Origin of the sequence: Methylobacterium ajmalii, assembly GCF_016613415.1 — a bacterium.
In the GTDB taxonomy this organism is placed as follows: domain Bacteria; phylum Pseudomonadota; class Alphaproteobacteria; order Rhizobiales; family Beijerinckiaceae; genus Methylobacterium; species Methylobacterium ajmalii.
In genome coordinates this window covers 124,063-141,990 of record NZ_JACWCT010000103.1, presented here as the reverse complement: position 1 = coordinate 141,990, position 17,928 = coordinate 124,063, and the positions used below count along the sequence as shown (strand labels likewise).

General features: G+C 71.5%; 16 protein-coding genes. 5 read left to right on the top strand and 11 right to left on the bottom strand.

Annotated features, from left to right (window positions below; translation table 11 throughout):
* Window positions 1-190 (bottom strand): hypothetical protein (locus tag HPY23_RS20170; protein WP_200649666.1); only part of this gene is annotated, 190 nt, incomplete at its 3' end.
* A 204-nt stretch (window positions 191-394) separates the two neighbouring features.
* Here HPY23_RS20170 and HPY23_RS20165 point away from each other — a divergent pair.
* A complete protein-coding gene (locus HPY23_RS20165; protein ID WP_060846950.1) occupies window positions 395-1,180 on the top strand; it encodes an ABC transporter substrate-binding protein in 786 nt (261 codons plus the stop codon).
* 124 nt (window positions 1,181-1,304) lie between these two features.
* Window positions 1,305-2,171 carry an NAD(P)-dependent oxidoreductase gene (locus tag HPY23_RS20160; RefSeq protein WP_091881555.1) on the top strand — a complete coding sequence of 289 codons (867 nt, stop codon included), beginning with the start codon at window positions 1,305-1,307 and terminating at the stop codon, window positions 2,169-2,171.
* 40 nt (window positions 2,172-2,211) lie between these two features.
* Here HPY23_RS20160 and glpK read toward each other — a convergent pair whose 3' ends face one another.
* The 10 genes from glpK to HPY23_RS20110 form a co-directional block, all read right to left on the bottom strand.
* Entirely contained in the window at window positions 2,212-3,705 is a 1,494-nt protein-coding gene (glpK, locus tag HPY23_RS20155; protein ID WP_091881553.1) for a glycerol kinase GlpK, read from the bottom strand.
* 140 nt (window positions 3,706-3,845) lie between these two features.
* A complete protein-coding gene (locus HPY23_RS20150; RefSeq protein WP_091881550.1) occupies window positions 3,846-5,591 on the bottom strand; it encodes an ABC transporter substrate-binding protein in 1,746 nt (581 codons plus the stop codon).
* 110 nt (window positions 5,592-5,701) lie between these two features.
* Window positions 5,702-5,983, bottom strand: a complete 282-nt coding sequence (locus tag HPY23_RS20145; protein ID WP_060846946.1) for a DUF2160 domain-containing protein — start codon at window positions 5,981-5,983, stop codon at window positions 5,702-5,704.
* Between the two features lie 15 nt (window positions 5,984-5,998).
* A complete protein-coding gene (locus HPY23_RS20140; RefSeq protein WP_060846945.1) occupies window positions 5,999-6,796 on the bottom strand; it encodes a carbohydrate ABC transporter permease in 798 nt (265 codons plus the stop codon).
* Window positions 6,796-7,767 carry a carbohydrate ABC transporter permease gene (locus tag HPY23_RS20135; RefSeq protein WP_060846944.1) on the bottom strand — a complete coding sequence of 324 codons (972 nt, stop codon included), beginning with the start codon at window positions 7,765-7,767 and terminating at the stop codon, window positions 6,796-6,798. Before HPY23_RS20135 ends, HPY23_RS20140 begins: the two co-directional genes overlap by 1 nt.
* Complete coding sequence (locus HPY23_RS20130) at window positions 7,764-8,849, bottom strand: ABC transporter ATP-binding protein (protein WP_060846943.1); 1,086 nt, start codon at window positions 8,847-8,849, stop codon at window positions 7,764-7,766. The genes HPY23_RS20135 and HPY23_RS20130 overlap by 4 nt, the downstream gene beginning before the upstream one ends.
* Window positions 8,850-8,863: 14 nt before the next feature.
* Window positions 8,864-9,949 (bottom strand): ABC transporter ATP-binding protein, encoded by a 1,086-nt coding sequence (locus tag HPY23_RS20125; protein ID WP_060846942.1) that lies wholly within the window; start codon window positions 9,947-9,949, stop codon window positions 8,864-8,866.
* Window positions 9,950-9,971: 22 nt separating this feature from the next.
* On the bottom strand, window positions 9,972-11,528 hold the full coding sequence (gene glpD / locus HPY23_RS20120) for a glycerol-3-phosphate dehydrogenase (protein ID WP_236012860.1): 1,557 nt from the start codon (window positions 11,526-11,528) through the stop codon (window positions 9,972-9,974).
* A 133-nt stretch (window positions 11,529-11,661) separates the two neighbouring features.
* Window positions 11,662-12,477 (bottom strand): DeoR/GlpR family DNA-binding transcription regulator, encoded by an 816-nt coding sequence (locus HPY23_RS20115; RefSeq protein WP_200601980.1) that lies wholly within the window; start codon window positions 12,475-12,477, stop codon window positions 11,662-11,664.
* 469 nt (window positions 12,478-12,946) lie between these two features.
* Window positions 12,947-14,011 carry an RHE_PE00001 family protein gene (locus HPY23_RS20110; RefSeq protein WP_091881546.1) on the bottom strand — a complete coding sequence of 355 codons (1,065 nt, stop codon included), beginning with the start codon at window positions 14,009-14,011 and terminating at the stop codon, window positions 12,947-12,949.
* Window positions 14,012-14,198: 187 nt separating this feature from the next.
* Between HPY23_RS20110 and HPY23_RS20105 the strand changes: the two genes are divergently transcribed.
* Genes HPY23_RS20105 through HPY23_RS20095 form a run of 3 tightly spaced genes read left to right on the top strand, consistent with a single transcriptional unit; the run spans window position 14,199 to window position 17,864 of the window.
* Complete coding sequence (locus tag HPY23_RS20105) at window positions 14,199-15,110, top strand: glycosyltransferase family protein (protein WP_060846938.1); 912 nt, start codon at window positions 14,199-14,201, stop codon at window positions 15,108-15,110.
* The gene (locus tag HPY23_RS20100) at window positions 15,101-16,054 is read left to right on the top strand and encodes a glycosyltransferase family 2 protein (protein WP_413231075.1); all 954 of its coding nucleotides are present in this window, start codon (window positions 15,101-15,103) and stop codon (window positions 16,052-16,054) included. Before HPY23_RS20105 ends, HPY23_RS20100 begins: the two co-directional genes overlap by 10 nt.
* A gap of 40 nt (window positions 16,055-16,094) precedes the next feature.
* Complete coding sequence (locus tag HPY23_RS20095) at window positions 16,095-17,864, top strand: ABC transporter ATP-binding protein (protein ID WP_091881545.1); 1,770 nt, start codon at window positions 16,095-16,097, stop codon at window positions 17,862-17,864.
* The last annotated feature ends 64 nt before the right edge of the window (window positions 17,865-17,928 follow it).

Here is a 17,928-nt window from a genome sequence, read left to right as displayed (position 1 = left end):
CCGCGACCCCGACGGCGCGGGCGGCCCGCACCAGTTCCGCCTCGACCCGGTCGACGGCGTCGCGCCCGGCCCGGTCCGCGTCGCGCTCCGGCTCCCCGGCCGCCGGCCCGGCGACGGCGAGCGGGGGCAGGATCTCGACCGCGTCGGCGCGGTCGCGGGAGGGATGAGGCGGGCGGAAGCTCAGGCGCATGACCGGATGAGAGCGCGCGATTGTCTAAGGAGCGGTTAACCCTGACAGGGGGTTAGCGCCGGCGGGGCCGGGCGCCCGGCGGACCGCGCGAGTTGCGTCCGCGGGCGTCACCGTGGCAGGGTCCGCGCCGCCGTGCCCGATCCCGCATCGGGCCCGGTCCGAGATGCCCCCGGACGATCGTCCTCCACGAGAGAACCCTGCCGGATGAGCCGCCTGCTCTCCCGCCTCCTGCTCCTGTCGCTGCTGGCCGCCCCGCCGGCCCTCGCCGAGGATGCGCCCTCCCCGCCCCCGCCCGCCCCGGTGCGCATCGCCACCGAGGGCGGCCGTCCGCCGTTCAACTACGTCGAGGACGGCAAGCCGGCGGGATTCGAGGTCGACCTCGCCCGGGCCTTGTGCGCCGAGGCCCGGCTCACCTGCACGGTCGTGCTCCACCAGTGGGACGGCATCATCAAGGGCCTGGAGGCCGGCGAGTACGACGCCATCATGGCGGCGATGGCGATCACCCCGAAGCGGGCCGCCCGCATCGCCTTCACCAAGCCGTACCTGCGGGTTCCGTTCTCCTACGTGGCGCGGCGGGACTCCTCCCTGGCGAACCCGACCCCGGCGGCCCTGAAGGGGCTCACGATCGGCGTGGCGGCGCACGGGCCGCAGGTCGCCTTCCTGGAGCAGCGGGTGCCGGGCGCCGAGATCCGCACCTTCGACACCCTCGCCGACGCGACCCTGGACCTGCGGGCCGGCCGGGTCGACCTGGTGCTCGGCGACAAGCTCGAGCTCACCACCTTCCTCTCCCGGCCCGAGGGCGAGGCCTGCTGCCGCCTCGTCGGCGACGTGCCGGCCGGCGAGCCGCTGCTCGGCGAGGGCGCCGGCATCGGCCTGCGCAAGGGCGACACCGCCCTGCGCGAGGCCTTCGACCGCGCGCTCGCGGCGCTCGACGCCGATGGGCGCTACGACCGCATCCGGGCGAAATACGTCCCGTTCGACACGAAGTGACGGATCGGCCCTCCCCGGGCGCGATCGTGCGGGGAGAGGCGGCGCGCCGGTTTGACGGGCGTGGGCGCGGCTCACTACACCGGGGGCCGAGCGCCGCGGGACGACGGCGTGGGAGGACGAGCGCATGGCAAAGGTCGCGTTTCTGGGTCTCGGCGTGATGGGGGGGCCGATGGCCCGCCACCTCGCCGCCAAGGGCCATGACGTCACGGTCTACAACCGCACCAAGGCCAAGGCCGACGAGTGGGTGGGTGCCCATGGCGGCAAGGCCGCGGCGACACCCCGCGAGGCGGCGGAAGGCCAGGAGATCGTCTTCGCCTGCGTCGGCAACGACGACGACCTGCGCCAGGTCACCACCGGCCCCGACGGCGCCTTCTCGGCGATGGGCAAGGGCACGGTCTTCGTCGATCACACCACCGCCTCGGCGGAGGTCGCCCGCGAGCTCGCGGCGGCGGCCGAACAGGCCGGCTTCGGCTTCATCGACGCCCCGGTCTCCGGCGGCCAAGCGGGCGCCGAGAACGGCGTGCTGACGGTCATGTGCGGCGGCGACGCGGAGACCTTCGCGCGGGTCGAGCCGGTGATCGGGTCGTATGCCCGCGCCTGCCGGCTGCTGGGGCCCGTCGGCGCCGGCCAGCTCGCCAAGATGATGAACCAGATCTGCATCGCGGGCCTCGTCCAGGGCCTGTCGGAGGCGGTGCATTTCGGCAAGCGGGCCGGGCTCGACATCGAGGCGGTGCTCGACGTGATCTCCAAGGGCGCCGCCGGCTCCTGGCAGATGGAGAACCGCGGCAAGACCATGAACGAGGGCAAGTTCGAGTTCGGCTTCGCCGTCGACTGGATGCGCAAGGACCTGTCGATCGTGCTCGACGAGGCCCGCCGCAACAAGGCCAAGCTGCCGGTGACGGCTTTGGTCGACCAGTTCTACGCCGACGTGCAGAGCATGGGCGGCGGGCGCTGGGACACGTCGAGCCTGCTCGCGCGGCTGGAGAAGTAGGAACGGAAAGGGGGCCGAAAGGCCCCCTTCTCTTATCGCCCTACTTCCCCACCAGGCAGCTCACGGCCTTGCGCCAGCCGGCGAGCCGACGCTCGCGGATGACCGGCTCCATCGCCGGGGCGAAGCGGCGCTCCAGGCGCCAATGGTCGGCGAAGTGCTCGGGCTCCGGGTAGAGGCCGCAGGCCAGCCCCGCGAGGTAGGCCGCGCCGAGCGCCGTCGTCTCCTTCACCTCGGGCCGGTCGACCGGGGCGGCCAGCAGGTCGGCGAGGCGCTGCATCGTCCAGTCGGAGGCGACCATGCCGCCATCGACCCTGAGCACCGTGGCGCTCCCCTCCCCGTCCGGCCAGTCGGCTCGCATGGCGGCCAGGAGGTCGGCGGTCTGGTAGCAGACGCTCTCGAGCGCGGCGCGGGCGAGCTCGGCCGGGCCGGTGCCGCGGGTCAGCCCGAACAGGGCGCCGCGGGCGTCGGGCTCCCAGTGGGGCGCGCCGAGGCCGACGAAGGCCGGCACCAGGTAGACTTCCTGCGCCGGGTCGGCCCGCTCGGCGAGCGTCCCTGTCTCGGCCGCCGATTCGATGATTCCGAGCCCGTCGCGCAGCCACTGCACCGCCGCACCGGCGACGAAGATCGAGCCTTCGAGCGCGTAGGTGCGCCGGCCGTTCAGCTGGTAGGCGATGGTGGTGAGGAGCTTGTTCTTCGAGGCGACCGGCTGGTCGCCGGTGTTGAGGAGGGCAAAGCACCCGGTGCCGTAGGTCGACTTGACCATGCCGGGCCGGAAGCAGGCCTGGCCGACCACCGCCGCCTGCTGGTCGCCGGCCACGCCCCGGATCGGGATCGACGCGCCGAACAGCGCCGGGTCGGTCTCGCCGAAATCGCCGGAGGAATCGCGCACCTCCGGCAGCATCGAGGCCGGGACGCCCAGGAGCGCCATCAGCTCCTCGTCCCAGGCGCCGCGATGGATGTCGAAGAGGAGCGTGCGCGAGGCGTTGGTGGCGTCGGTGACGTGGAGCCGCCCACCGGTGAGGCGCCACAGCAGGTACGAATCGACGGTGCCGAAGGCGAGCTCGCCGGCCTCGGCCCGGGCGCGGGCGCCGGGCACGTTGTCGAGGATCCAGGCGATCTTGGTGCCGGAGAAGTAGGGGTCGAGGATCAGGCCGGTCCTGGCCGTGACCAGCGGCTCGTGGCCGGCCTCCTTCAGGCGGGCGCAGATCCCGGCCGAGCGCCGGTCCTGCCACACGATGGCCCGGTGCACCGCCTCGCCGGTGCGCTTGTCCCAGACCAGCGTCGTCTCGCGCTGGTTGGTGATGCCGATCGCCGCGATGTCCCGCGCCGTCACCCCGGCCTGCTTCATCGCCGCCCGGCAGGTCTCGAGGGTCGTGCGCCAGAGGTCCTCCGGCTCGTGCTCGACCCAGCCCGAAGCCGGGAAATGCTGCGGGAACTCCGCCTGGGCGAGGCCGGCGATCGAGGTGTCGGGCTTGAACAGCAGGGCGCGCGAGGAGGTGGTGCCCTGGTCGATGGCGAGGATGAGGGAGGACATCGGTTCTGCGCTCGTCGGAGGGGTGGAGGTTCCGCCGTGACGGTTTCCCTCGCGACGCGCGCGGCGGTTGCCGCCATCCTGGCGAGACCCGGATCATCGCGGAAGGGAGCCGGGGCTTGAGCGCCTCGGCTCCCTCGGCGTCAGCCGCGCTTCGGAGGCGAAGCCGGCCAGCTCTTGATCAGGGTGTCGTAGTCGATCGTCTCACCCTTCGGCTTCTCGTCGGCGAGCTTGCGCTGGGGCGCCAGCGTGCCGTCCTTCTTGGCCTGCTCGTACCAGTGCTCGGCCGAGGTCTTGGGGTTGAGCTTCGGGCCGCACTCGCCCTGGACCTTGGAGCGCTCGAGGCGCGCCATCACGTCGTCCTGGGCGTTGGCGAGCGCGTCCATCGCCGCCTGCGGGGTCTTGGCGCCCGAGGAGGCGTCGCCGATGTTCTGCCACCACAGCTGGGCGAGCTTGGGGTAGTCCGGCACGTTCACGCCGGTCGGGGTCCACTGCGTGCGGGCCGGCGAGCGGTAGAACTCGACCAGGCCGCCGAGCTTCGGCGCCCGCTCGGTGAAGGACTTGTCCCAGATGTCGCTCTCGCGGATGAAGGTGAGGCCGACATGGCTCTTCTTCAGGCTGACCGACTTCGAGACGATGAACTGCTGGTAGAGCCAGGCCGCCTTGCGGCGCTCGAGCGGGGTCGACTTCAGCAGGGTGAGCGAGCCGGCATCCTGGTAGCCGAGCTTCATGCCCTCCTTCCAGTACGGGCCCTTCGGCGAGGGCGCCATGCGCCACTTCGGCGTGCCGTCCTGGTTCATCACCGGCAGGCCGGGCTTGACCATGTCGGCGGTGAAGGCGGTGTACCAGAACATCTGCTGGGCGACGTTGCCCTGCGACGGCACCGGGCCCGATTCGGAGAAGGTCATGCCGGCGGCCTGGGGCGGGGCGTACTTCTTCAGCCACTCGACGTACTTCGTCACCGAGTAGACCGCCGCCGGCCCGTTGGTGTCGCCGCCGCGCTCGATCGAGGAGCCGACCGGGCGGCAGCCCTCCATGCGGATGCCCCACTCGTCGACCGGCTTGCCGTTCGGAAGGCCCTTGTCGCCGTTGCCGGCCATCGACAGCCACGCGTCGGTGAAGCGCCAGCCGAGGGACGGGTCCTTCTTGCCGTAGTCCATGTGGCCATAGACCTTGACGCCGTCGATCTCCTTCACGTCGTTGGTGAAGAATTCGGCGATGTCCTCGTAGGCCGACCAGTTGACCGGCACGCCGAGCTCGTAGCCGTACTTGGCCTTGAACTTCTGCTTGAGGTCGGCGCGGGTGAACCAGTCGTAGCGGAACCAGTACAGGTTGGCGAACTGCTGGTCGGGCAGCTGGTAGAGCTTGTTGTCCGGGCCGGTACCGAAGGACTTGCCGATGAAATCGTCGAGGTCGAGGGTCGGCGAGGTGACGTCCTTGGCCTCACCGGTCATGAAGTCCGACAGGGCGACGGTCTGGCCGTAGCGGAAATGGGTGCCGACGAGGTCGGAATCGTTGATCCAGCCGTCGTAGATGTTCTTGCCCGACTGCATCTGGGTCTGGATCTTCTCGACCACGTCGCCCTCCTGCAGGAGGTCGTGGCGCACCTTGATCCCGGTGATCTCCGAGAAGGCCTTCGCCAGCGTGCGGGCCTCGTACTCGTGCGTGGTGATGGTCTCGGAGACGAAGTTGATCTCCATGCCGGCGAAGGGCTTCGCCGCATCGATGAACCACTGCATCTCCTTGAGCTGCTCCTCCTTCGACAGGGTCGAGGGCTGGAACTCGGTGTCGACCCAGCGCTTGGCCTCCTCCATGCCGGCGAAGGCGTGGCCGGCGGCGAGGCTGAGCGCCAGCGCGCTCGCGGCGGTGAGCAGAGTGTGGCGTTTCATGGATGGTCCCTCCCTGGTGGATTGTTCGCCGGGCCTGCCCGGGCGGGCCCGTCGGTCTCTTTTGGTCTTGCGCATCGCTCCGTGACGAAGCGATGTCGCGGCCGGACGCCTCAGGCGAAGCGGAACATCGCCGCGCCGTAGACGAGCGAGAGCGCGAGCGCCCATTCGAGGCTCGGGCCGACGAGGCCGAGCCAGGCGAGATTGATGAAGGCGGTTCCGACCAGCGTCAGAAACAGCCGGTCGCCGCGGGTCGTCGGGATCCGCAGGATCCCGACCTTCTCGGTCTCCGGCCGCCAGACGGCGAGCGCGGTCATCAGGGCGAGAAGGCCGGCGATGACCGCGAAGAACACGGCGGTCTGCCAGGTCCAGGCCATCCAGGCGAAATCAGGCATCGGATGAACTCCCGATCACACCCGGCCGAGGGCGAAGCCCTTGGCGATGTAGTTGCGCACGAACCAGATCACGAGGGCGCCCGGCACGATGGTGAGCACGCCGGCGGCGGCGAGCAGGCCCCAATCCATGCCGGCGGCCGAGACCGTGCGGGTCATCGTGGCGGCGATGGGCTTGGCGTCGACCGAGGTGAGGGTGCGGGCGAGCAAGAGCTCGACCCAGGAGAACATGAAGCAGAAGAAGGCGGCGACGCCGATGCCCGACGCGATCAGCGGCATGAAGATCTTCGTAAAGAAGCGCGGGAACGAGTAGCCGTCGATCGCCGCGGTCTCGTCGATCTCGCGGGGCACGCCCGACATGAAGCCTTCGAGAATCCACACCGCCAGCGGTACGTTGAACAGGCAGTGGGCCAGCGCCACGGCCCAGGGCGTGTCGAACAGGCCGACTGCCGAGTAGAGGTTGAAGAACGGCAGCGCGAACACCGCCGGCGGCGCCATCCGGTTCGAGAGCAGCCAGAAGAACAGGTGCTTGTCGCCGATGAAGCTGTAGCGCGAGAAGGCGTAGGCCGCCGGCAGCGCCAGGCCGATCGACAGCACCGTGTTGATCGCCACGTAGGACAGCGAGTTCAGGTAGCCGCCGTACCAGCTCGGATCGGTGAAGATCCGGATGTAGTTGTCGAACGTGATCGCATGCGGCCAGAGCGTCATGCTGGTGTTGATTTCCTGGTTGGTCTTCAGGCTCATGTTCACGAGCCAGTAGATCGGGACCATCAGGAACAGGAGATAGAGCGTCATCACGACGTGGCGCGGGCGCATCAGGCGGCCCTCCGGTCGAGCGGGATGGTGGTGGCCTGGGGCAGGCTGCCGGAGGCGGCCGCGTCCGCGGGATCGTCGGCCAGCACCGTGCGGTTGCCGGCGTCCACGTTGGTCATCACGGTGTAGAACACCCAGCAGACGCTCAGGATGATCAGGTTGTAGACCAGCGACATCGCCGCCGCCCGGCCGAGGTCGAACTGGCCCAGCGCCAGCTTGACGAGGTCGATCGACAGGAAGGTCGTGGCGTTGCCGGGCCCGCCGCCGGTGAGCACGAAGGGCTCGGTGTAGATCATGAACGAGTCCATGAAGCGCAGCAGCACGGCGATGAGCAGGACCCGGCGCATCTTCGGCAGCTGGATGGTGCGGAAGATCGCCCACTGGCTCGCCCCGTCGATGCGGGCGGCCTGGTAGTAGGCGTCGGGGATCGACTTCAGGCCGGCATAGCACAGCAGCGCGACGAGGCTCGTCCAGTGCCAGACGTCCATGGTCACGATGGTGACCCAGGCGGCGAGCGCCGAGCCGGCGTAGTTGTAGTCGATGCCGAGGCCGTTGAGGGTCGCGCCCAACAGCCCGATATCGGTGCGGGCGAAGACCTGCCAGATCGTGCCGACGACGTTCCACGGGATGAGGAGCGGCAGCGCCATCAGCACGAGGCAGAAGGCGACCGAGCGGCCCTCCCGCGGCATCGACAGCGCCACCGCGATGCCGAGCGGCACCTCGATCGCCAGGATGATCGCGGAAAAGAGCAGGTTGCGCCACAGCGAATCGAAGAAGCGCTCGCCGAACTGGCTCGACGGGTCGAGCAATTCCTGGAACCAGCCGAGGCCGTTCCAGAAGAACTGGTTGTTCCCGAACGTGTCCTGGAACGAGTAGTTGACCACCGTCATCAGCGGCAGCACCGCCGAGAAGGCGACGACGGCGAAGACCGGCAGGACGAGGAGCCAGGCCTTCTGGTTGACGGTCTTGGTCATGCGGCCTCTCCCGGCACCAGGGCGCCGTCGGCGTAGATGTGGATCTGGCGCGGATCGAGGGCCAGCGCCGCTTCCGCTCCGTCGAGGCTCTGTCCCTCCGCCACCGTGGCGACGAGGGAGCGCCCCCCCAGCTCGACCCGGGCGAGGCGCTGGCGGCCGATATCGTCGATGCGCTTGACCTGCACCGGGAGCCCGAGGCCCTTGGGCGCCAGATGCACGTATTCGGGCCGCACACCGAGCTCGATGCGCTTGCCCTTGGGCAGCTCCGGATAGTGGCGCGCGAGCGGGATGGCGTGGCCCTCGATCGTCGCGGTCGCGCCCTGCACCTCGGCCGGCAGCAGGTTCATGCCGGGCGAGCCGATGAAGTGGCCGACGAAGGTGTGGGCCGGGCGCTCGAACAGCTCGTCCGGCGTGCCGGTCTGCACCACCGCCCCGTCATGCATCACCACCACCGTGTCGGCGAAGGTCAGCGCCTCGGTCTGGTCGTGGGTGACGTAGATCATCGTCAGGTCGAGCTTGCGGTGCAGCTCCTTCAGGGTCGAGCGCAGCTGCCATTTCAGGTGCGGGTCGATGACGGTGAGCGGCTCGTCGAACAGGATCGCCGCCACGTCCGGGCGCACGAGGCCCCGGCCGAGCGAGATCTTCTGCTTCATGTCCGCCGTCAGGTTGTTGGCGCGGCGGTCCAGCACCCGGGTGAGATCGAGAAGCCCGGCGATCTCCTCGACCCGCGACCGGATGGTGGCCGGCGCCACGCGCCGGTTCTTCAACGGGAAGGCCAGGTTCTCGCGCACCGTCATGGTGTCGTAGACGACCGGGAACTGGAACACCTGGGCGATGTTGCGCCCCTCGGTCGGCACCGTGGTGACGTCGCGGTCGTCGAACAGGATGCGGCCGCGGGTCGGGACGACGAGGCCCGAGATGATGTTGAGCAACGTGGACTTGCCGCAGCCCGACGGCCCGAGTAGCGCGTAGGCGCCGCCCTGGCGCCAGACGTGGTCGATCTCCTTCAGGGCGTAATCCTGAGGACCTTGCGGGTTCGGCCCGTAGGCGTGGGCGAGATGGTCGAGGGTGATGCGGGCCATGGATCCCCTCCGTCTCAGGCGGCCGCCGGCAGGTCGAAGGCGGCGGTGCGGCCGCTCTCGTCGAACACCAGGGCGTGGCGGGGGTCGAGATAGGCGGTCACCGCCGTGCCGGGCTCGAGCCGGCGCACGCCGGCGACCAGCGCGATCAGGCGGCTCTCGCCGGCATCGACGTGAACGTAGCTCTCCGAGCCGGTGATCTCGGCGACCGAGACGGTGGCGGGCAGCGCGATCGCCTCCGCGGGCAGCGGATCGAGGGCGAGGTGGTGGGCGCGAAACCCGATCGTGTAGGCGCCGTCCGGCACGCTCGCGAGCGGGCCGGTCGCCCGGATCTGGCCGCCGGTCGGCAGGGTGACCCGGCCGCCGCCCTTCACGATCCGCAGCGTGTTGAGCGGCGGGTCGGAGAAGACCTTTGCCGTGACGAGGTCGTCGGGCCGGCGGTAGACGTCCGGCGTCGGGCCGACCTGCGTGACGCGGCCCTGGTGCAGGGTGGCGGTGCGCCCGCCGAGCATCAGGGCCTCGGCCGGCTCGGTGGTGGCGTAGACGAAGATCGCGCCGGTGGCCGCGAAGATGCGCGGCAGCTCCTCGCGCAGTTCCTCGCGCAGCTTGTAGTCGAGGTTCGCCAGCGGCTCGTCCATCAGCACGAGGTCGGCGCGCTTGCAGAGCGCGCGGGCGATGGCGGTGCGCTGCTGCTGGCCGCCCGACAGTTCGAGGGGCTTGCGCTTCAGGTAGGGGGTGAGCCGCAGCAGGCCCGCCGCCTCCTGCACCCGCGCCTCGATCTCGGCCTTCGCCACGCCCGCCACCCGCATCGGCGAGGCGATGTTCTCGTAGACCGAGAGGGACGGGTAGTTGATGAATTGCTGGTAGACCATCGCGACGTTGCGGCGCTGCACCGGCAGGCCGGTCACGTCCTTGCCGTCGGCGACGATCCGGCCCTCGCTCGGGGCCTCGAGGCCGGCCATCAGGCGCATCAAGGTGGTCTTGCCGGCCAGCGTCTGGCCGAGCAGCACGTTGAGCGAGCCCTTCGGCAACGTCAGGCTGACGTTGCGGATATGGGTCTCGGGGCCGACCCGCTTGGTGACGTTCTCCAGGATCAGGGTCATGGCGCCCTCCCGTCTCTTCTTGTCAGGCCGCGTTGGGGGCGGCGGCGGCGCGGCGCATGAACTCGTCGAGGGCTTCGGCCTCGGCGGGGGTGACCCTAAGACCGAGCTTCGAACGGCGCCAGAGCACGTCCTCGGCGCGCGATGCCCATTCGCGGCGCATCAGGTGGCGCACCTCGCGCTCGGTGAGGTCGGCGCCGAACAGCCGGCCGAGATCGGCCATGGAGCGGGCCCCGCTCAGGATCTCGCGGGCGTCGGTGCCGTAGGCCCGCACCAGCCGGGCGACCAGCGCCTCCGGCACGCCGGGATGCTGGCGCGCGAGCCCCGCCACGATGTCGTCGTAGCTCTCCTTCGGGAAGTTGCCGCCCGGCAGGACGGCGCCCGAGGTCCAGGGCTCTTTACGCGCCGCCGGCAGGTGGTCCTTCAGGCGGTCGAGCGCCGATTCGGCGAGGCGGCGATAGGTGGTGATCTTGCCGCCGAAGACCGAGAGCATCGCCGGCTGGCCCTGCGGCGCGTCGAGGGTCAGCACGTAGTCGCGGGTGGCTTCCTGGGCCTTCGAGGCGCCGTCGTCGTAGAGCGGGCGCACGCCCGAATAGGTCCACACCACCTCGTCGCGGGTGACCGGATCGCGAAAGTACTCGCTGGCGGCGGCGCAGAGATAGGCGATCTCCTCCTCGCTCGCCTTCACGTCGGCGGGGTCGCCCGTGTAGTCGCGGTCGGTGGTACCGATCAGCGTGAAGTCGCGCTCGTAGGGGATCGCGAAGATGATGCGCTGGTCGGCGTTCTGGAAGATGTAGGCCCGGTCGTGCCGGAACAGGCGCCGCACCACGATGTGGCTGCCCTGGACGAGGCGCACGCCCTCCGAGGAATTGGCCCGCGCCACGCCGGTGAGCACGTCGGCGACCCAGGGGCCGGCGGCGTTGACGAGGGTGCGCGCCCGCACCGTGTCGCGGGCCCCGGTCTCCCGGTCCTCGACCGTCAGCTCCCACAGGCCGCCGCTGCGCGCGGCGGTGACGACCCGGGTGCGCGGGCGGATCACCGCGCCGCGCTCGGCGGCGTCGCGGGCGTTCAGCACCACGAGCCGCGAATCCTCGACCCAGCAATCCGAATATTCGAAAGCGCGGCGAAAGCCGGCCTTGAGCGGTTCGCCGGCCGGATCGCGGGTGAGGTCGAGGGTGCGGGTGCCGGGCAGGCGCTTGCGGCCGCCGAGGTTGTCGTAGAGCAGGAGCCCGAGGCGCAGGAGCCAGCCGGGGCGCAGGCCGGAATGGTGCGGCAGCACGAAGCGCAGCGGCCAGACGATGTGGGGCGCCATGCCCCACAGGACCTCGCGCTCCATCAGGGCCTCGCGGACCAGGCGGAACTCGTAATGCTCCAGGTAGCGCAGGCCGCCGTGGATCAGCTTGGTCGAGGTCGAGGAGGTGCCGCTGGCGAGGTCGTTCTGCTCGAACAGCACCACAGAGGCGCCGCGGCCCACCGCGTCGCGGGCGATGCCGCAGCCGTTGATGCCGCCACCGATCACCGCGAGGTCGAACACCCCGCGCGCATCGCCGGGCTGCTGCCTGGGGGCCAAGCTGGGGGCCAAGGCCACCTCCCTGTCGGAGCCTTTCGGCTCTTTCGTTTGCATCCTGGCGCGAATCTAGACGCGGGCGCGGATCGACGCAAGCGAAACCGAAAGCGAACGGGTGCGAACGAAAGTCGATGGCTTTCGGTTTCGCCTATTCCGCAGCGTCGGAGGTCTCCTGCGCGGGCGCCTCGGCACCGGCCTCGACCAGGGCGACGCGGTGGGCCGCGCACATCTCGCGCAGGTTCGCGGAGGGCAGCGCGTCGGTGACGAAGTAGTCGAGCTCGCGCAGGTGGCCGACCCGGATCGGCGCCGATCGCTCCAGCTTCAGCTTGTCGGCGACCAGGATCACCCGCCGGGCATTCTCGATGATGGCGCGGGCGACGCGGACCTCGCGGTAGTCGAAATCGAGCAGCGTGCCGTCCTCGTCGATCGCCGAGGCGCCGATCACCGCGTAGTCGACCTTGAACTGGTTGATGAAGTCGACCGCCGCCGAGCCGATCACCGCCCCGTCGGCCCGCCGCACCGGCCCACCGGCGACGATCAGGCTCATCTTCGGATGGCGGTAGAGCAGGGTCGCGACGTTGAGGTTGTTGGTGATGACCAGCAGGTCCTCGTGGTCGCCGAGCGCGCGCGCCACCTCCTCGGTGGTGGTGCCGATGTTGATGAACAGCGACGCGCTGTTGGGGATGAGCCTTGCCGCCGCCTCGCCGATCGCCCGCTTCTCGCCGTGGGCGACGAGGCGGCGGGCCTCGTAGGACACGTTCTCGACGCCCGAGGCCACCACGGCGCCGCCGTGGATGCGCGACAGGAGCCGGCTGTCGCACAACTCGTTGAGATCCTTGCGGATCGTCTGCGGCGTCACCTCGAACCGCGCCGCCAGCTCCTCGACGCTGACCCGCCCGTGCAGGCGGGCGAGGGCGAGGATGTCCTGCTGGCGCTGGGAAACCTGGTCGATCACGACGCGCATGCCTTGGTGTTGGCCCGCCGGGGCGCTTCTTGCGCGCCGGGGCGCGGGGGTGCGCATTGTCGGGGGAAGCGGGGGTGGGCGCAATCGGGTGGGATCGGGTCGTCCCAGTTCGGTGCTGCCCAGCGCACGGCAAGGGCGGGAAGCCCGCGCAAGCTTCGTCTTCTCTCCAATCCGAGACCTCATCCTGAGGTGCGAGTGAAACGAGCCTCGAAGGAGGGCTCCAGAAGTCTCGGGACTTTCTGGAGCCCTCCTTCGAGGTCAGTCGATCTTCGATCGCGTGCGATCTGCGATCGCCAACACCTCAGGATGAGGTGGCGGGTAGGACGAAGCATGTTGATCAGGCTCCTGTTTGGGATGGAATGAAACGGTACGCATCCGCTTTATCCTGTCCCAGCTGCGAATCCGGGCTCCGCTTCGCGGCCCCGGAATGACACGGAGGGTGTCAGATCCATCAAGGCGCCCCCCATCCTCACACGATCCCCCACGCCCGGTACCGCCGCCGTTCCGTCAACTCCCGCGGCCGGGCCGATCCCAGCTCCGCCAGCATCCCCTCCACAGCCTGCGGGGTGACGGCGAGCGCTCGCGCCGCGCTCGCCACCGTCACCAGCGGGGTGCCGACGAACAAGTCGACGAGCTGCGGCAGGCGCGAGGTCCGGCGCTTGCCGGCGCAGGCGCGCAGCATCACCTCGCGGGCGAGGGCCAGGCGATCGAGGTCGCGTCCCATCAGGCGGGCGGCGGTCTCGACCGCGCCCAGAAGGCCGGCCAGGCGCTCGGGAAGCGGCAGCGCCCGCGACCAGCGCGCCCGGCTCTCGCGCAGGCCCAGCGCCAGGGCGGGCAGGTGGGCCCGCGCCTTGCCCCGGGCCCGCAGCAGGGCCGCCGCGGCAAGCGGCCCGCGATGGCCCTGGCGCGGCGCCGGATCGAGGACCAGCCAGGCATCGAGGGCGACGGCGGCGGCCAGGACCGCCGGCAGGTCGCGGGTCTCGTCGAGCACCCGGCGCCAGGCGGCGACCGGGTCGTCCTCCGCGGCACCGGCCGGGATCGGCGCCCCCGTCTCGTGCGCCGCGAGGGTGCGGCGGGTGCGGGCGAGGAGGCGGTCGATGGCCGCAAAGTCGTCGTCGAAGGCGTCCGCCTCCAGCGAGCCGCCCTCCTCGTCGTCTGCCGGCATGCGCGGGTCGGAACCGGCGAGCAGGGCCCAGCCCTCCGCGGAAAAGGCCCAGCCCGGGGGCGCGGCGGCGAGCCGGCGGCGCTCGGCCAGCACCGCGACGGCGCGTCCGAGCGCCAGGTTCGGGCGGCGCACGTCCATCGCCGCCTCGTGCAGCACCAGATCCTCCAGGGCGACGAGCTCGCCGTCGAGGTGCAGGGCGGCTTGTGCGTCGAACAGGTGCGCCCGCGCCCGGGCACCGTCGGCGAGCACCGGCTCGGTCCGGACGAGCCGCTCGTCGAGGCGCACGAGCTCGTCGGACGCCGCCTCCAGCGACGCGGCGAGGCGCCGCCAGGCGGTCGGGAGCCGGACGGTAGCGAGATCGTAAACCATTGCGGCGGCACGATACGGATTCTCAGTTCCAAGGAAACCGGGCCTCGGCTTGGGTCCACGGGTGATCGAGGCGAGGGGCCGAAATCGGCGTGCAGGCCGAATCGCCGCAATTCCGCTGCCGCGGCGGCGTATTGACCGGCGTGATCCGACGGCCCTAGGGCGACGGGCCGCCCCCCTCCGATCGAGCATGCCCGAAACCTCGCCCCCGCCCCTCCCCTCCCCGGTCGCCATCGGCGTCACGGTCTTCCGGCCGACGCCGGAGCAGGTCGCCGCCCTCCTCGCCCGGGCCGAGGCCGAGCCGCGGCGGACGATCGTGTTCGACAATGGCGGCCTGCCGCCCGAGGCGGCGGCCCGGCTGCGCGCCGGCGGCGGCCTGGTCCTGTCGGGGGACGGCAATATCGGGGTCGGCGGCGCCCTCGACGCGATCGCGCGGGCCGCCGCCGCGGCGGGCGCGGCCCAGGTGCTGCTCCTCGACCAGGACGCCGCCTTCACGCCCGATCAGGTCTCGGACCTCGAGGCGGCGATGGCGCGGCTGCGCGGGTCGCATCCGCCCCCGGCGGTCGTCGGCCCGCGGCCGGAGGCGGCGCCCGGCCGCAAGGCGCCGGCCTATCCGCGCCGGCCGGGCGTGCCGGATCGCGGCGGGCTCGTGCCGGTGGAGTTCCTGGCGACCTCGGGCTCCCTCGTCGACCTCGCCGCCTACGCGGCGATCGGCCCGTTCCGCAGCGACTTCTTCATCGACGGCGTCGACCTCGAATGGTGCTTTCGCGCCTGGGCCCGAGGCCATGCCTGCTGGATGGAGCCCGGGACCGCCCTCCCCCACCGGGTCGGCGCCGGGGTGATCCGCCTGCGGGCGCTCGGGATCGAGATGCCGCGCCAGCCGCTGTTTCGCATGGCGGCCTACCTGCGCAACAGCGTCTATGCCTGGCGGCTGCCGCACGTGCCCCGGCGCTGGACGATGCGCCAGGCCACCTACCTGCCGCTCCAGGCCCTGCTCGTCTGGGCCGATTCCGGCTACCGCCCCGCCGTCGCGATGCGGCTCGCCGGCGCGGTGATCGACGGCCTGCGCGGCCGGCTCGGGCCGCCGAAGGGATTGTCGTGACGCCCGTGACCCCCGCCCTCGACGTGGTGATCGTCAACTGGAACGGCGGCGCGCTGCTGCGGGCCTGCCTCGCCAGCCTGGCGGCAGCCGAAGCCGCCCTCGGCGACGCCCTCGCCCTGCACGTCGTCGTGGTCGACAACGCCTCGACGGACGGCTCGCTGGAGGGGCTGGCGCGCCTGCGCCACGGCCCGGCCGTGGTCGCCAATCCCGACAACCAGGGTTTCGGCCGGGCCTGCAATGCCGGCGCGGCGCGGGGCGAGGCCGCCGCGATCCTGTTTCTCAACCCCGACGCGCGGGTCACCGCCGAGGCGCTGCTCGGCGCCCGCGCGGCCCTGACGGCGGACGAGGCCACCGGCATCGTCGGGGCGCAGCTCCTCGACGAGGCCGGCGTCGTGCAGCGCGCCTGCGCCCGGCGGCCGACCGCCCGCTCGCTCCTCGGCCAGGCGCTGCTCCTCGACCGGGCCGGCCTCGTCCCCTCCCACTTCATGACCGAGTGGGACCACGCCGACGAGCGGCCGGTCGATCAGGTGATGGGCGCCTTCCTGATGATCCGCCGCTCGCTCTTTACGGCGCTCGGCGGCTTCGACGAGCGCTTCTTCGTCTATTACGAGGATGTCGATCTCTGCGCCCGCGCCTGGGACGCGGGCTTCGCGGTGCGCCACCTCGCCGGCATCTCCGTGCGGCACGAGGGCCAGGGCACCACCCGGGCGGCCAAGGCGCATCGGCTGGCCTGCTTCCTCGAGAGCCAGATCCGCTACGCCGCCAAGCATCATGGCCGGGCGACCGCGCTCGCCCTCGTCGTCACGGCCTTCTGCGCGCAGGTGCCGCTGCGCCTCGTCCAGGCGCTGGCGCGGCTGTCCGTGCGGGAGGCCGGCGAGGTCCTGCGCGGCGCCAGGCTGCTGGCCCGCCGCCTGCCCGGCCTCGCGCGGTCCTCCACCCGCTGATCGCCCTCCCCTCCCCCGACGACGTTCTGACGAGTCCGCGATGCGCGCCCTGATCGACCTTCTCCGCGCCATGACCCCGCGCGAGCGCCGCCGCGCCGGGCTGATCGGGGCCGGGCTGGCGCTCGCCGCCCTGCTCGAGGTGGTCGGCGTCGCCTCGGTGGTGCCGTTCCTGACCCTCGTCGGCGATCCGGCGGCGGCCTCGCGCATCCCGGCGCTGGGTGCCATCCGCGACGGGCTCGGGCTCGCCGACGACCGCGGCTTCCTGATCGTCGTCGGGCTCGGCGCGCTGAGCGCGATCCTCGTCACCTCCTGCGTCAATGCCGGGCTCACCTACGCCCAGCTGCGCTTCAGCCACGCCGTCGGCTACGGCTTCGCCCGGCGCCTGCTGTTTCGCACCGTCGACCGGGAGCGGCTGTTCTTCTCCACCGCCAACAGCGCCGAGCTCGCCAAGACGATCCTGAGCGAGACCGACCGCCTCGTCGTCGGCGTGCTGACCCCCGCCACGGTCATCGCCTCGCGGGCGACCTCGGCCACCGCCGTCATCGTCTTTCTGCTCGTCGTCTCGCCGCGCCTCGCGCTGATCCTCGGGGCCGGGTTCGGCGGGCTCTATGTCGGCATCTTCCTGGTGGTGCGGGCGCGGCTCGCCCGCATCGGCGCCCGGGCGGTCGCCGGCAACGAGGGTCGGTTCCGGGTGGTGCACGAGACGATCGGCGGCCTGACCGAGCTCAAGCTCTACGGCCGGGCGGAGACCTTCGCGAGCCGGTTCGAGGCTCCGGCCCGGGCCTACGCGCAGGCGAGCGCCGAGAGCCTGCTCACCGGGCAGTTGCCGCGCTTCGTCATCGAGGCCCTGGCCTTCGGCGGGGTCATCGTGGTGGTGCTGTTCGCGCTCTCGCAGGGGCTCGACACCGCCGGCCTCCTGCCGCTGCTCGGCCTGTTCGCCTTCGCGGGCTACCGGATGCTGCCGGCGTTCCAGAACGTGTTCAACGCGCTCGCGCTCCTGCGCTTCACCCTGCCGGCGGTGCGGCTCGTGGTCGACGGCCTCGCCGGCGAGCGGGAGCCCGTCCGCCGCAACTCCGAGCGGCTGCCGTTCCGGGACGCGATCCGCCTCGAGCGCGTCGGGTTCGACTACGAGCCCGGCCGTCCGGCGCTCTCGGGCATCGACCTCGTCATCCCCGCCCACGCCACGGTCGGCCTCGTCGGCCGCACCGGCTCGGGCAAGTCGACCCTGATCGGGCTGATCCTCGGCTTCCTCACGCCCACGACCGGCCGCCTCGCGGTGGACGGGGTCGCGCTCGACGCCACGACCCTGCCGGCCTGGCAGAACCGCATCGGCTACGTGCCGCAGGACATCTTCCTCGTCGACGGCACCATCGCGGACAACATCGCCTTCGGGCTCGACGCGATCGACGATGCGGCGGTGGAGCGGGCGGCGCGGCTCGCCGGGGCGCACGACTTCGTCGTCGCCCTGCCGGAAGGCTACGCGACCCGCGTCGGCGAGCGCGGCGCCCGGCTCTCCGGCGGCCAGCGCCAGCGCATCGGCATCGCCCGGGCGCTCTACCACGACCCCGACGTGATCGTGTTCGACGAGGCGACCTCCGCCCTCGACGAGGAGACCGAGGGCGTGGTGATGCGGGCGGTCCAGGGGCTCGCCGGCACCCGCACCCTGATCATGATCGCCCACCGCCTCACCAGCCTCGCCGGGGCCGACACGGTGCACGTCCTGGAGGGCGGCCGGATCGTCGCCTCGGGCCCGCCCGGCGAGGTCCTGCCGCAGGTGTCGCGGGCGGAACCACTCCTGGATCTGGAGTAATCGCGTGGTGGAACGCCCGGTATGGCCGGCCGTCCATGCCGATATGCGATTTCGAATCCTTCGG